Raw genomic sequence first — 14,424 nt, 5'->3', positions numbered from 1 at the left:
ATGCACGTCCTGGTAGTGCACAACCGATACTCCTCGGCCCAGCCGAGCGGGGAGAACAGGGTCGTCGACGAGGAGGTGGCGCTGCTGCGCGCGGCCGGCCACCGGGTCGACGCCTTCGAGCGGCGCAGCGACGACATCGCCGCCCGCTCCCTGCCCGCCAAGGTCGCGGTGCCCCTGCTGGTGCCGTGGAACCCGGCCGTCCGCACCGAACTCGCCGCCCGGCTCCGCGCCGAACGGCCGGACGTGGTGCACGTCCACAACGTCTTCCCGCTGCTGTCGCCCGCGGTGCTGGCCGCCTGCGCCGACGCCGACGTCCCCGTCGTCGCCACGTTGCACAACTACGCCCAGGTGTGCCCGCCCGGCACCCTGCACCGCGACGGCCGGCCGTGCACCGAGTGCGCGGGGCCGACGTTGCCGCTGCCCGCCATCCGGCACGGCTGCTACCGCGGCTCCCGGTTGGCGACGGTTCCGTTGGCCGTCGGCCTGGTGGTCAACCGACGGCGGTGGTGGTCCGGCGTGGAGCGGTTCTTCTGCATCTCCGCGGCGCAGCGCGACCTCCTGGTGCGCACCGGGATGCCCACCGAACGGCTGGTGGTGAAGCACAACTTCGTGCCCGACCCGGGTGAGCGTCGCGAGGGCCCGGGCGAGCACCTGCTCTACCTCGGCCGGCTCGCGGAGCCCAAGGGCGTGCGCCTGCTCATGGCCGCGTGGGACCGGCTCGCGGCGGCCGGCGGGGTGGGCGCACCGCTGGTGATCGCGGGTGCGGGACCGTTGGATCGGGAAGTGGCCGCCTGGGCGGCGGGCCGGGACGACGCGCGGTACGCCGGCCTGTGGGACCCGGCGGAGTGCCGCGCAGCCGTCGCACGCTCCGTCGCCGTGGTCGCCCCCTCGACGGCCCGGGAGACGTTCGGCCTGGTGGTCGCGGAGGCGATGGCGGCCGGGGTGCCGGCCGTCGCCGCCGACCACGGCGCCTTCGCCGAACTCGTCGAGGACGGGGTGAGCGGGCTGCTGCACCGGCCGGACGAGGTCGACTCGCTCGCGTCCCGGCTGCGTCTGGTCGCGGCCGATCCGGTCCGCAACCAGGAGATGGGCCGGGCGGCCCGGCGCCGGTACGAGCAGGGCTTCAGCCCGGCCGTCGGCCTGGAGCGCCTGGAAGAGGGGTACCGCACCGCGATCGCGCTGCGGTCCGGCGGCGTGCACGACGCGCCGTCGACGGGCAACGACAAGGGCCCGCGGCGGGACGCCCGCGCGGGCAGGGATGGGGGAAGCGGATGACAGGATGCCGACTCTGCGGTTCGAAGGCGCTGGTGAGCGTCGTCGATCTCGGAGCGACCCCGCCGTGCGAGAGCTTTCTCGCCGAAGACCAACTGGACCGACCGGAGCCGGCGTACCCGCTGCACCTGCGGGTCTGCACGGACTGCTGGCTCGCGCAGATCCCGCCGCTGATCACCCCGGAGGAGACGTTCACCCAGTACGCGTACTTCTCCTCCTACTCCACCTCCTGGGTGGAGCACGCGGGCGCCTTCGTCGCCGAGGCCGTGCAGCGGTTGGACCTCGGCCCCGACGCCTTCGTGGTCGAGGTCGCGAGCAACGACGGATACCTGCTGAAGCACCTGGTGGACCGCAAGGTCCGCTGCCTGGGCATCGAACCGTCGGTGAACGTGGGGGCCGCGGCGCGGGAAGCGGGCGTGCCCACGGTCACCGAGTTCCTGGACCCGGACACCGGTGCCGCGGTCCGCGCCGAGCACGGCCCGGCGGACCTGGTCGTGGCCAACAACGTGTACGCGCACATCCCCGACGTGGTCGGGTTCACCCGGGGGCTGCGCGCCCTGGTCGCCGACGACGGCTGGGTCTCCATCGAGGTGCAGCACCTGCTGACCCTGATCGAGCAGAACCAGTACGACACGATCTACCACGAGCACTTCCAGTACTACACGGTGGCGTCCGCGGCCCGGGCCCTGGCGAGCGGCGGGCTGACGCTCGTGGACGTGGACCTGCTGCCCACGCACGGCGGCTCCATCCGCCTCTGGGCCCGACCGACCGAAGCCGCCGGCGAACCGACCCGGCGGGTGGCCGAGGCGCTGGACCGGGAGAAGGCCGCGGGGCTCCAGGAACTGTCCGGGTACACCGAGTTCTCCGCCCGGGTGGCGAAGGTGCGCCGGGACCTCCTGAAGTTCCTCATCGAGGCGGCCGAGTGCGGCGAGACGGTCGTCGGCTACGGCGCCCCGGGCAAGGGCAACACCCTGCTCAACCACTGCGGCATCCGCCCCGACCTGCTTCCGTACACGGTCGACCGCAACCCCTACAAGCACGGCAGGTACACCCCCGGCACCCGCATCCCGATCCTCTCGCCCGAGCAGATCGGCGCCGACCGACCGGACTACGTGCTCGTCCTGCCCTGGAACCTGCGGGACGAACTCGTCGAGCAACTCTCCTTCGTGCACGCCTGGGGCGGCCGGCTGGTCTTCCCCATCCCGGAACTGAGCATTGTCGAGGTCAAGCCATGAAGGTCGTCCTGTTCTGCGGCGGTTACGGGCTGCGCATGCGCAGCGGAGCCTCCGACGACGTGCCCAAGCCGATGGCGATGGTCGGCCCGCGCCCGCTGATCTGGCACGTCATGCGCTACTACGCGCACTACGGGCACACCGAGTTCATCCTGTGCCTCGGCTACGGCGCCCACCACATCAAGGACTTCTTCCTCAACTACGAGGAGACCACGTCCAACGACTTCGTGCTGCGCGGCGGCCGGACCGAACTCCTCTCCACCGACATCTCCTCCTGGACGATCACCTTCGTGCAGACCGGCATCGAGTCGCCGATCGGGGAGCGGCTGCGCCGGGTGCGGCACCACCTGGACGGCGAGGAGATGTTCCTCGCCAACTACGCCGACGTGCTCACCGACGCCCCGCTGCCGGAGATGATCGACCAGTTCGCCCGGCGCGACGCCGGTGCCTCGATGACGGTGGTGCCGCCGCAGTCCTCCTTCCACTGCGTGGAGTTGGGCGAGGACGGACTGGTGGGGGGCATCACCGCGGTCAGCGAACTGCCGCTGTGGGAGAACGGCGGCTACTTCGTACTGCGGCAGGAGGTCTTCGACCACATCCCCGAGGGCGGCGACCTGGTCGCCGACGGATGCGCCCAACTGGCCAAGCGCGGCAGGCTGGTGGCGTACCAGCACCGCGGCTTCTGGAAGCCCACCGACACCGTCAAGGAACGGGCCGCGCTCGACTCCGCCTACGCCCGGGGCGACCGCCCGTGGGCCGTGTGGGAGCGGGCCGGCGCCGAAGCGGGGAACCGGTGATCCGGCTCGGCGCGGGCCGCCTGGCCGGGATCGTCGCGGTGGGCGCGCACTGCGACGACATCGCCATCGGCGCCGGCGGCACCCTGCTGACCCTGTGCCTCGCCCACCCGGGCCTGCGCGTCGACGCGCTGGTGCTCTCCGGCGGCGGCAGCGAACGGGAACAGGAGGAGCGGGACGCGCTCGCCGCCTTCTGCCCCGGCGCCGACCTGCGGCTGACCGTGCTCAAGCTGACGGACGGCCGGCTCCCCGCACAGTGGGACGAGGCCAAGACCGCGGTCGAGGAACTGCGGGCCCGCACCGAACCGGACCTCGTGCTGGCCCCGCGCACCGAGGACGCGCACCAGGACCACCGCGGGCTGGCGAAGCTGGTGTCCACCGGGTTCCGCGACCACCTCGTGCTCGGCTACGAGATCGTCAAGTGGGACGGCGACCTCGGCCGTCCGACCGCGTACCAGCCGCTGTCCCCGGAGACCGCCGAACGGAAGGCGGCCCTGCTCCAGGAGCACTACCCCTCGCAACGCCACCGGCCCTGGTACGACCGGGAGGCGTTCCTCGGCCTGGCGCGGATCCGCGGCATCGAATGCCACACCCGCTACGCCGAGGCGTTCGCCGTCACCAAACTCACTCTCGACATGGGGGAATGAACGTGCGCGTACTACTGACCGGACACCAGGGCTATCTGGGCACCGTGATGGCCCCGGTCCTCGCCGCGGCCGGCCACGAGGTCGTCGGGCTGGACTCCGGCCTGTTCGCCGACTGCGTGCTGGGCCCGGCACCCGCGGACCCGCCGGGGCACCGGGTGGACCTGCGCGACCTCACGGCCGACCACGTGGCCGGGGTGGACGCCGTGATCCACCTGGCCGCGCTCTCCAACGACCCGCTGGGAGCGCTGGCCCCGGACCTCACCTACGACATCAACCACCACGCCTCGGTGCGGCTGGCCCGGCTGGCCCGCGACGCCGGAGTGGGACGCTTCCTGTACGCGTCGACCTGCTCCGTCTACGGCGCCGCCGGCGGCGACGAACTGGTCGCCGAGGACGCCCCGCTGCGTCCGGTGACGCCGTACGCCGAGTCGAAGGTGCGGGTGGAGGACGACTTGCACGCGCTGTCCGACGACGACTTCAGCCCGGTGTACATGCGCAACGCCACCGCCTTCGGCTACTCGCCCCGGCTGCGCGCGGACATCGTGCTCAACAACCTGGTGGGCCACGCGCTCCTGTCCGGCGAGGTGCTGGTGCTCTCCGACGGCACCCCCTGGCGCCCCCTGGTGCACGCCGTCGACATCGCACGGGCCTTCGAAGCCGCCCTGACCGCGCCCCGCGAGGCGGTGCACGACCGGGCCTTCAACGTCGGCAGCGAGACCAACAACGTCACGGTCGCCGAGATCGCCGAGCAGGTCGCCGAGGCGGTGGCCGGCTCACGGGTGGTGATCACGGGCGAGACCGGTGCCGATCCGCGGTCGTACCGGGTGGACTTCTCCCGCTTCCGCGCCGCGGTGCCGGGCTTCGACTGCGAGTGGACGGTGAAGCGGGGCGCGCTGGAACTCGCCGACGCCTACCGCGAACACCGGCTGACCCGGGAGGACTTCGAACGCCGCTTCACCCGGCTGGCCGTGCTGCGCGCGGCGGCCGAGGCCGACACCGTCGACGACACCCTGCGGTGGCGCCGATGACCTCGACCGGCGAACGGATGCACGCCCTCGTGGAGCGGTTGTACCCGCTCTGCCGGAGCATCACCGGCGACGGGGTGCGCGCCACCCTGGAGATCATCGGCGAACACCTCCCGCTCCTGGTGCACGAGGTGCCCACCGGCACGCAGGTGCTCGACTGGACGGTGCCGCAGGAATGGAACATCACGGACGCGTACGTCGCCGACGGCGCGGGCAACCGGGTCGTCGACTTCGCCGCGTCCAGCCTGCACGTGCTCGGCTACAGCGTGCCGGTGTCGGCGACCATGCCGCTCGCCGAACTCCGCAACCACCTGCACACCCTGCCGGACCACCCGACCTGGGTGCCGTACCGCACCAGCTACTACCGGCCGGAGTGGGGGTTCTGCCTGTCCCAGGAGACCCTGGACGCACTGCCGGACGGCGAGTACGAGGTGCGCATCGACTCCACGCTCGCCGACGGCCACCTCACCTACGCCGAACACGTGGTCCCCGGGCAGGTCCCCGACGAGGTGCTCGTCTCCTGCCACGTCTGCCACCCCTCGCTGGCCAACGACAACCTGGCCGGCATCGCGGTGGCGACCCAACTGGCCCGCGAACTGGCCGAGGGCACCCCCTGGTACACCTACCGGTTCCTGTTCGCACCCGGCACCATCGGGGCGATCACCTGGCTGGCCCGCAACGAGGAGCGGGTGGGCCGGGCGTCCCCGGTGCCGGGGGAGGGGCCGCGGACCGGGGGGAGGGTCGCGCACGGACTGGTGCTGGCCTGCGCCGGCGACCGGGGCCAGGTGACCTACAAGCAGAGCAGGCGCGGCGACGCGGAGATCGACCGGGTGATGCGGCACGTGCTCCGCACCTCCGAACGGCCCCACCGCATCAACGAGTTCACCCCGTACGGCTACGACGAGCGGCAGTTCTGTTCGCCCGGGTTCGACCTCGGGGTGGGCTCCCTCACCCGGACCCCGTACGCCGGCTACCCCGAGTACCACACCTCCGCGGACAACCCGGACTTCGTCTCCCCGGAGGCGATGGCGGACACCCTCGCCGTCTGCCGCGAAGCGTGCGCGGTACTGGACCGCAACCGGCGCTACCTCAACCTCAGCCCCCACGGCGAACCCCAGCTCGGCCGGCGCGGGCTGTACGCCTCGCTCGGCGGCCGGAGCGACGCCCAGCAGGCCCAGATGGCCATGCTCTGGGTGCTGAACCTCTCCGACGGCGAGCACGACCTGCTGGACGTCGCCGAGCGGTCCGGGCTGCCGTTCGACACCGTCGCCGCCGCGGCCGACGCCCTGCACGGCGCCGGGCTGATCAAGACGTGAGCTCGATGACCACCGAGGGGGAGGAGACGACGGCCGCCGCCCGGCCCACCGCCCGGCGAGCCCTCCTCGGCCGGCTGTCCTGGGGACTGGCCGACCAGGCGGTGTGCAGCATGACCAACTTCGCGGTGGGCATCTACGTGGCCCGCTCGCTGGGGTTGACCGCGTTCGGCGTGTTCAGCCTGGCCTGGGTCACCTACGGCGTGGTGCTCGGCGTCTCCCGCGGAGTGGCCACCGACCCGCTGATGGTCCGCTTCAGCGGCGTGCCGGACGCCAGCTGGCGCACGGCGGCGGCCCGGTCCTCGGGCACCGCGCTCGGGGTCGGCGCCGTCGTCGGCGCCGTGTGCCTGGCGGTCGGGCTGGGCGTGGGCGGCCGGGTGGGGCTCGCGTTCGCGGCGCTCGGCGTCGTCCTGCCCGGCCTGCTCCTCCAGGACGCCTGGCGGTTCTCGTTCTTCGCCGCCGGGACCGGGCGCAAGGCGTTCGTCAACGACCTCCTGGGCGGCATCGCCCTGGTCCCGGCCATGGTGGCGGCCGACCACCTGGGCAGCGTGACCGCCTTCGTGCTGGCCTGGGGCGCGGCCGCCTCGGTCGCCGCCGGCTACGGCTGGCTCCAGTCCGGCATCCGACCCCGACCGGCCGGGGCACGCGCCTGGCTCCGCGACCACCGCGACCTCGGCTACCGGTACCTGGTCGAGAACGTCGGGGTCAGCGGCGCCGCCCAACTGCGGGCGTACGGCCTCGGCGCGATCGTCGGAGTCAGCGCGGTGGGGGTGGTCCGGGGCGCCGAACTCCTGCTCGGCCCGTTCCTCGCCGTGCTGATGGGCCTGTCGCTGGTCACCGTCGCGGAGGCGGCCCGGGTGCTGCGACGGGCCCCGCACCGGCTGCGCGCCTTCTGCCTCCTGCTCGGCGCCGGGCAGGCCGTCGGCGCGCTGCTCTGGGGCGCGGCGCTGCTCCTGGTGCCGGACCGGGTCGGCGCACTCGTGCTCGGCGAGGTCTGGGGCGCCGCCTCGGAGCTCATCGTGCCGGCCACGCTCGGCGTCGCCGGAGCCGGCCTCGGCGTCGGCGCCGCGGCCGGGCTGCGCGCCCTCGCCGCGGCCCGGCGCAGCCTGCGCTGCCAACTGTTCGCCTCCGCCTGCTACGTCGGCGGCGGCCTCGGCGGAGCGGCCGTGGCCGGCACGGTCGGCTCGGCCTGGGGCGTCGCCGCCGCGACCGTCAGCGGCTCGGCCCTGTGGTGGCTGCACCTGCACGCGGCCCTGCGCGAGCACCACCGGAACACCCTTCGTGAAGTGAGGACACCATGACCCCCCGGCTGAGCATCGGCCTACCCGTCTACAACGGCGAGGAGTACCTCGCCGAGGCGCTCGACGCCCTCCTCGGCCAGACCTACGAGGACTTCGAGCTGGTCGTCTCCGACAACGCCTCGACCGACGGGACCCCGGACATCTGCCGCCGCTACGCCGCGCAGGACCCGCGCATCCGCTACCTGCGGCTGCCCCGCAACATCGGCGCCGCACCCAACCACAATTACGTGTTCACCCAGTGCCGCGGCGAACTCTTCAAGTGGGCCTCCCACGACGACCTGTACGCCCGCGACCTCCTGCGGAGCTGCGTGGAGGCGCTGGACGAACGACCGGAAGTGATCCTCGCGCACAGCGGCCAGGCGGTCATCGACGGCGACGGCCGGGTGAAGGTCCCCTACGAGTACGGGCTCGCCACCGACTCGCCCCGCGCGCCCGAGCGCTTCCGCAGCATGCTGTTCGAGCCCGGCGGCGACGACTTCTACGGGGTGATGCGGGCCGAGGTGCTGCGCCGGGTGAAACCGCACGACAGCTACCACCACGCGGACCGCACCTTCGTCTCCGAGATCGGCCTGCACGGTCCCTTCCACCAGGTGCCCGAACTGCTGTACTTCCGGCGCGACCACCCCACCCGCGCCGAGCGGGCCAACCCCTCCAAGCGTTCCCGGTGCGTCAACCTGGACCCCCGCAGGGCCGGACTCCTGCACCCGACGCCCCGGCTGCTCGCCGAGTACGTGTGGGGATTCGTCGCCGCGATCCGACGGGCGCCGCTCTCCCCGGCGGACCGCCGCGCCTGCTACCGCCACCTGGCCGCCTGGGCGACCAGCCGGGCGCGGCCGGGCAGCGGCGAACGGGTCGAGGACCGCACCCCGGTCGACCCGCACCGGTTCGACGTCTCCATCGACGCCCTCGTCGCCGGCCGCGAGGGGCGGCGGGCATGACCTCCGCGGACGCGACCCCGGTGCGCGTCGGGGTGTTCGGGCTGCTCGGCTCCGGCAACATCGGCAACGACGGGTCGCTGGAGGCGGTGCTCGGCTACCTGCGCGCCGCGCACCCGGACGCGGTGGTCGACGCGCTGTGCGGCGGCCCCGAAGTCGTCACCGCCCGGTACGGGATCCCCGCGACTCGGCTGCACTGGTACCGCGGCGAGTACCGGACCGCCTCGCGGGCGGGCGCGATCGCGGGCAAGGGCCTCGGCAAACTCGTCGACGCCTTCCGCACCGCCGCCTGGGTGCGCCGGCACGACGTGGTGATCGTGCCGGGCATGGGCGTCCTGGAGGCCACCCTGCCCCTGCGGCCGTGGGGCTTCCCGTACGCGCTCTTCCTGCTCTGCGCGAGCGGCCGGCTGTTCGGCACCCGCGTCGCGCTGGTCAGCGTCGGCGCCGCCGCCGTCAGCCGCCGGCCCACCCGGGTCCTGATGCGCTGGTCGGCACGGCTGGCCGCCTACCGCTCGTACCGGGACGAGATGTCCCGCGAGGCGATGCGGGCGATGGGCGTGGACACCGCCCGCGACGAGGTCTACCCCGACCTGGCCTTCGCCCTGCCGACACCCCGCGGGGACCGCCCGGACGCACCGGGCCCGGTCTGCGTGGGCGTCATGGCCTTCCACGGCGGCAACGACGACCGCGCCCGGGCCGAGGAGATCCACCGGCGCTACCTGGACGGGACGACCCGCTTCGTCCGGGCGCTGGTGGCGGACGGCCGGCGGGTCCGGTTGCTCACCGGGGACGCGTGCGACGCGCCGGTGGTCGCCGCGATCCTCGACGCGGTCGACTCCCCGCTGGTCACCGCCGCCGAAGCGGGCTCGCTGGCCGACCTGATGAAGGAGGCGGCAGCCGCCGATGCCGTGGTGGCGACCCGGTACCACAACCTGATCTGCGCGCTGAAGGTCGGTACGCCGACGCTCGCACTCAGCTACGCGGCCAAGAGCGACGCGCTCATGGCCCGGATGGGACTGGACGCCCACCGCCATCCGGCCCGCGAGGTCGACGCCGACCGGCTGCTCGAACAGTTCCGGTCGCTGGAGGCGGCTGCGGTGCAGCTGCGGGAGACCCTCGCCGAGCGGAACCGGCTCGTCGCCCGGAGCCTCGACCAGCAGTTCACCGCCCTGACCGCGGCCCTCTTCCCGGCGGCCGCACCCACCCACACCCTGAGAGAGGCACCGTGAAAGCGACCGCAGTCCCGGCGATCGACGGCGCGTACCTGTTCGAGCCGACGCCGTACGCCGACGAGCGCGGCTTCTTCTGCCGCACCTTCGACGCCGAAGCGGCCCGCTCCGTCGGCCTCGACCCGGACGCCTTCGTCCAGGACAGCGTGTCCCGCTCGGTGCAGGGGGTGCTGCGCGGACTGCACCTGCGCTCCGGGGCCGGCGAGGCGAAGCTGGTGCGGTGCTCGTACGGCCGGGTCTTCGACGTGGTCGTGGACCTGCGGGCCGACTCGCCGACCTACCGCAACCGGGCCTTCTTCGAACTGTCCGGCGAGACGCAGACGACCCTGTACGTCCCGGCGGGGTGCGCACACGGCTTCCAGGCGCTCACCGAGACCGCCGACGTCTCCTACCGGATCGACCGCGAGCACGACCCGGCCGAGGACGTGACGATCGCCTTCGACGACCCCGAACTCGCCGTTCCGTGGCCGCTGCCGGCCACCTCGGTGTCCCCCCGGGACCGGGGGGCCCCGAGCCTCGCCGAGGTCCTGCACCGGCGAGAGAAGTGAGGTCGGCGTGGACGCGGACGAGTTCCACCTGCCCCGGTCCCGACGGGCCAACGAACGGCTGCACGCCGCGATCCCCGGCGGCGCCCACACCTACGCCAAGGGCGACGACCAGTACCCCGAGGACCTGGCCCCGGTCATCAGCCACGGCCGTGGCGCCCACGTCTGGGACGTCGACGGCAACCGCTACGTCGAGTACGGGTCCGGGCTGCGGTCGGTCAGCCTGGGCCACGCCCACCCCCGGGTGCTCGAAGCGGTGCGCCGGGAACTCGACCGCGGCAGCAACTTCGTGCGGCCGTCCCTCGTGGAGGCCGAGGCGGCGGAGCGCTTCCTGGCCACCGTGCCGACCGCCGAGATGGTGAAGTTCGCGAAGAACGGCTCCGACGCCACCACCGCCGCGGTACGCCTCGCCCGCGCCGTCACCGGGCGCCCACGGGTGGCCGTCTGCGGCGACCACCCGTTCTTCTCCGTCGACGACTGGTTCATCGGCACCACCCCGATGGACGCCGGCATCCCTGCGGCGACCACCGAACTCACCGTGGCCTTCCCCTACGGGGACCTGGTGGCCACCGAGGAACTCCTCAGCCGGTACCGGGGCGAGATCGCCTGCCTGATCCTCGAACCCACCGGACACACCGAGCCGCCGCCCCGTGCGAACGGCGCGGGCCCCGCCCCCGGGTACCTGGCCGGCCTGCGCGAACTGGCCGACCGACACGGCTGCGTCCTGGTCTTCGACGAGATGATCACCGGCCTCCGCTGGTCCGAAGCGGGCGCCCAGGGCCTGTACGGGGTGGTCCCCGACCTCTCCACCTTCGGCAAGGCGCTCGGCAACGGCTTCGCCGTCTCCGCGCTGGCCGGCCGCCGGGAGCTCATGGAACGGGGCGGGCTGCGCCACGCCCACGACCGGGTGTTCCTGCTGTCCACCACGCACGGTGCGGAAACGCACTCGCTGGCCGCCGCGATGGCCGTGCTCGCCACCTACGTCGAGGAGGGGATCACCGCGCGGCTGCACGCCCTCGGCGAGCGGCTGGCCACCGGTGTCCGCGAGGCCGCCGCCGGCGCGGGCGTCGGCGACCACCTCGTGGTCCGGGGCCGGGCGAGCAACCTGGTCTTCGCCACCCTCGACGAGAACCGGCAGCCCTCGCAGCCCTACCGCACCCTGTTCCTGCGACAACTCCTCGCGGGCGGGGTGCTCGCCCCGTCGTTCGTGGTGAGCAGCGCGCTCACCGACGCCGACATCGACCACACCGTCGACACCGTGGCCCGGGCGTGCGCGGTCTACCGGAAGGCACTGGACGCCGCCGACCCCGCCCCCTGGACGGGTGGGCGGCCGGTGCGGCCCGTCTTCCGCCGCCGGGCCTGACGCACCGTCACCGGCGCTCCCGCCGCCCGGCGGGAGCCGCCCGGTCGACCAACCACGCGGTCGCCGGGACCACCGCCAGCGCCGTGCACCAGCCGCCGAGGGCGTCGGTGGGATAGTGCGCGCCCAGAGCGACCTGCGCCCAGCCCATGGCGCCGCCGGCGACCAGCGCCGCGGCGAGCACCCAGCAGAGGCCGACCGCCCTCCCCGGAGCGAGCCGTCCGACCAGCAGCAGGGCCAGGACGAGGGCGAACGCGGTCAGGAAGGCGGTGTGCCCGCTGGGGTAGGCCAGGTGCCCGTCATGGATGGTGCGCCCCACCAGGGGCTTCAGCAGCTTCGTCGTCACCACGGCCGTGCCGGTGCCGACCACGACGAGCGCCGCCGCACGAGGCCGCCGAAGCCACAGACAGCCCACCACGGCGACCAGGACCAGCGCCGCCGCCCCCAGGGGTTCCCCCAGGAAGTCGATGGCCAGGGCGACGCGCCGCCACGACGGCCCCAGGCCCTCCGCCGCCGGCCACCACCACGCGTCCACCGCGCCGGGCCGGTCGTGACCGGCGTACCGGACCCCGAGCGCCCCGACCACCAGTGCGGCCAGCACCGCGACCGCACCGAGCCGGGTGCGCAGCGACGGCGGGAGCACCGGCCCACCCGCCCCCGCGGTCCGGCGGCGGTCCGCCGTGGCGGACGGACCGCCCTGCGGGTCCCGACCGTTCGAGGCGGGAGCAGGGGGCGTCCCCTGCTCCGACCGTTGGGCAGCCATGAAGCAGCGGCCTCCTGTATCGCTCCGGCCGGGCGGTCCGGCACCCGTGCCGGGCGCCGGGGCCCGGCGCCGACCCGTCCCGGTACCCGCTCCCCGTGGTGGGGCCCCTCGGGTCCGAACACGGGCTGCACGGACGGCCGTTGGTCCCGGGTCAGTTCCTTCGCGTCACCCTAGCCAACGTTCCCCTCGCGGCAACACCACCGAAAGGGTGCCGTTTCTGCCCGAACGGACCGACACGGTGCCTCTCCCGTAGGGGACTTGAGGGAACGCGCCAGCACCACGGGGACCGGAAGCGGTCGACCGTGCGGCGGATTGCCCGTCCCGCCCGCGGGTGCCCGCCCGCGAACCTATGCTGGCACCGAAGGCACGGACGACCGGGGGCGCGCCTCATGAGGGCACTGGACAAGGGCACGGCAGCGGTGAGGTCGGCGGTCAAACGGCTCATCGGCCGTACCGGCTTCGACGTCGTGCGCAGCACCAACAACCGCGGGGGCGTCGACGACTTCCTCCCCTTCGAGGCGACGATGCGGGCCGCGCGGGCGTCCGGCCTGTCGGTGGGCGACCACATCGACGAGGTCATGAACGGAACGCCCGGCGCCACCCAGTCCACCGTCGACGAACTGCGCACCCTCGGCGTCTACGCCGCGAAGCCCGACACGGTGCTGGAGATCGGTCCCGGTTCCGGGCGGTACCTGGAGAAGACGCTGAAGGAGTGCTCACCGAGCCGCTACGAGATCTACGAGACCGCCGCGCCCTGGGCCGCACACCTGGTGGACGCCTTCGGCGTGGTGGCCCGGCCGACCGAGGGGAGCAGCCTCGCCCCGACACCGGACGGCAGCGTCGACCTCGTCCAGGCCCACAAGGTCTTCAACACCGTGACCTTCCTCTGCACCGCCCGCTACTTCCTCGAAATGGCCCGGGTGACCCGGCCCGGCGGCCGGATCGTCTTCGACGTGATGACGGAGACCTGCCTGGACCCGGCGGCGGTGCACGCCTGGGCGGCCCGAGGCGGCGCGGGGCACGACTCCTACCCGGCGGCCGTGCCGCGTCAGACGTGCGTCGACCTCTTCGAGAGCCTCGGGTGCGCTCTGGAGGCGAGCTTCCTGGCGCCCATGGGCATCGGCTCCACGGAGGTGCTCGTCTTCGCGAAGGGGGACTGACAGTGAGGATGTGACGTGGCTTCTCCGCTGGGTCTGACTCACGGACTGACCGACGCCGACTGGCTGTCCTTTGCGGGATTCGTCGGCCCGCGCGGAGGAGCCACCGCACGCGACCGGACGGGCGCCCGTGACCTTATAGCGCCTCTGTGTGTCAAGCTGCTTGAGCAAGGTGGTTCCGTTGGTCTCGCTTCATGATCCGGTAGACCACGTTGGACAGCCGTCGCTTGAGGGCCCGCCGGGCCTCGGATGGTGTCTTCCCTTCGCTGATCTTGCGGAGGTAGTAGTCCTGCCCGCGGCCGCCGTCGCGGATCTGGCAGACGGCGATGGTGTGCAGAACCGAGTTCAGCGCGCGGTTGCCGCCGGTGTTGAGCCGGTGGCGGACGTTGTTGCCGCTGGAGGCGTCCAGGGGTGCGCTGCCGGTGTAGCTGGCGAAGTGGTGCTCGGTGGGGAACCGGCTGACGTCCCCGATGTGTCCGATGACCTTCGCGGCCAGCACGGTGCCCAGGCCCGGCAGGGTGGTCAGCGTCGTGCGGGTTGCGGCGACGGCCTCGCGCATCTCGGCTTCGTTGTCCTTTACCTGCCGGTCCAGTCTGCGCAGGTCGGCCAGCAGGTCACGGGCTATGTCCCGGCGGCAGTTGTCGGTGGCCGTGACCGGCCGGATGCCCTTCATCAAGGCGGCGGCCTTGTCGGCCGACAGGCCGGTGGGTGCTCCGCCGGGCAGGAGATCGCGCAGTACGGCATGGAGCCGGTTGAGGACGCGGGTGCGCTCGTGGACCAGGTCGTCTCGTCGCTCGGTCAGCAGCCGCAGGATCGTCGTCTGGTCTTCCCGCACGACGGGGCGGAGGTCG

14 protein-coding genes are annotated in these 14,424 nt (G+C 73.3%); 12 read left to right on the top strand and 2 right to left on the bottom strand.

Annotation, left to right across the window (positions count from 1 at the left end; all coding sequences use genetic code 11):
• From ABT092_RS10140 to ABT092_RS10090, 11 genes are read left to right on the top strand one after another with little or no spacing between them, the layout of a single operon-like run.
• Positions 1 to 1,275, top strand: a complete 1,275-nt coding sequence (locus tag ABT092_RS10140) for a glycosyltransferase family 4 protein (protein ID WP_351241876.1) — start codon at positions 1 to 3, stop codon at positions 1,273 to 1,275.
• A complete protein-coding gene (locus ABT092_RS10135) occupies positions 1,272 to 2,507 on the top strand; it encodes a class I SAM-dependent methyltransferase (RefSeq protein ID WP_351241874.1) in 1,236 nt (411 codons plus the stop codon). Before ABT092_RS10140 ends, ABT092_RS10135 begins: the two co-directional genes overlap by 4 nt.
• A complete protein-coding gene (locus tag ABT092_RS10130) occupies positions 2,504 to 3,301 on the top strand; it encodes a sugar phosphate nucleotidyltransferase (RefSeq protein WP_351241872.1) in 798 nt (265 codons plus the stop codon). Before ABT092_RS10135 ends, ABT092_RS10130 begins: the two co-directional genes overlap by 4 nt.
• On the top strand, positions 3,298 to 3,945 hold the full coding sequence (locus ABT092_RS10125) for a PIG-L deacetylase family protein (RefSeq protein WP_351241870.1): 648 nt from the start codon (positions 3,298 to 3,300) through the stop codon (positions 3,943 to 3,945). Before ABT092_RS10130 ends, ABT092_RS10125 begins: the two co-directional genes overlap by 4 nt.
• Before the next feature lie 2 nt (positions 3,946 to 3,947).
• Positions 3,948 to 4,973: an NAD-dependent epimerase/dehydratase family protein gene (locus ABT092_RS10120; RefSeq protein WP_351241868.1), complete on the top strand. Its 1,026-nt coding sequence runs from the start codon at positions 3,948 to 3,950 to the stop codon at positions 4,971 to 4,973.
• Complete coding sequence (locus tag ABT092_RS10115) at positions 4,970 to 6,286, top strand: DUF4910 domain-containing protein (protein WP_351241866.1); 1,317 nt, start codon at positions 4,970 to 4,972, stop codon at positions 6,284 to 6,286. The genes ABT092_RS10120 and ABT092_RS10115 overlap by 4 nt, the downstream gene beginning before the upstream one ends.
• Positions 6,287 to 6,291: 5 nt before the next feature.
• Positions 6,292 to 7,584: an MATE family efflux transporter gene (locus ABT092_RS10110; RefSeq protein ID WP_351242089.1), complete on the top strand. Its 1,293-nt coding sequence runs from the start codon at positions 6,292 to 6,294 to the stop codon at positions 7,582 to 7,584.
• The gene (locus ABT092_RS10105) at positions 7,581 to 8,522 is read left to right on the top strand and encodes a glycosyltransferase family 2 protein (protein ID WP_351241864.1); all 942 of its coding nucleotides are present in this window, start codon (positions 7,581 to 7,583) and stop codon (positions 8,520 to 8,522) included. Before ABT092_RS10110 ends, ABT092_RS10105 begins: the two co-directional genes overlap by 4 nt.
• Positions 8,519 to 9,748: a polysaccharide pyruvyl transferase family protein gene (locus ABT092_RS10100; RefSeq protein WP_351241862.1), complete on the top strand. Its 1,230-nt coding sequence runs from the start codon at positions 8,519 to 8,521 to the stop codon at positions 9,746 to 9,748. Before ABT092_RS10105 ends, ABT092_RS10100 begins: the two co-directional genes overlap by 4 nt.
• The gene (rfbC, locus tag ABT092_RS10095) at positions 9,745 to 10,296 is read left to right on the top strand and encodes a dTDP-4-dehydrorhamnose 3,5-epimerase (RefSeq protein WP_351241860.1); all 552 of its coding nucleotides are present in this window, start codon (positions 9,745 to 9,747) and stop codon (positions 10,294 to 10,296) included. The genes ABT092_RS10100 and rfbC overlap by 4 nt, the downstream gene beginning before the upstream one ends.
• 7 nt (positions 10,297 to 10,303) lie before the next feature.
• Entirely contained in the window at positions 10,304 to 11,656 is a 1,353-nt protein-coding gene (locus ABT092_RS10090) for a glutamate-1-semialdehyde 2,1-aminomutase (protein WP_351241858.1), read from the top strand.
• A gap of 7 nt (positions 11,657 to 11,663) precedes the next feature.
• On the opposite strand, the gene ABT092_RS10085 is transcribed toward ABT092_RS10090, so the two are convergent.
• Complete coding sequence (locus tag ABT092_RS10085) at positions 11,664 to 12,416, bottom strand: phosphatase PAP2 family protein (RefSeq protein WP_351241856.1); 753 nt, start codon at positions 12,414 to 12,416, stop codon at positions 11,664 to 11,666.
• A gap of 389 nt (positions 12,417 to 12,805) precedes the next feature.
• On the opposite strand from ABT092_RS10085, the gene ABT092_RS10080 reads away from it, so the two are divergent.
• Positions 12,806 to 13,576, top strand: a complete 771-nt coding sequence (locus tag ABT092_RS10080; protein ID WP_351241854.1) for a class I SAM-dependent methyltransferase — start codon at positions 12,806 to 12,808, stop codon at positions 13,574 to 13,576.
• Positions 13,577 to 13,727: 151 nt separating this feature from the next.
• On the opposite strand, the gene ABT092_RS10075 is transcribed toward ABT092_RS10080, so the two are convergent.
• Positions 13,728 to 14,424: transposase (locus tag ABT092_RS10075; RefSeq protein ID WP_351241852.1), on the bottom strand; the 697-nt coding region annotated here is incomplete at its 5' end.

This window comes from Streptomyces sp. NPDC002490, assembly GCF_040296045.1.
GTDB lineage: Bacteria > Actinomycetota > Actinomycetes > Streptomycetales > Streptomycetaceae > Streptomyces.
Note: the sequence above shows the minus strand (reverse complement) of the source record. Positions and strands in the feature narration are given on the sequence as shown.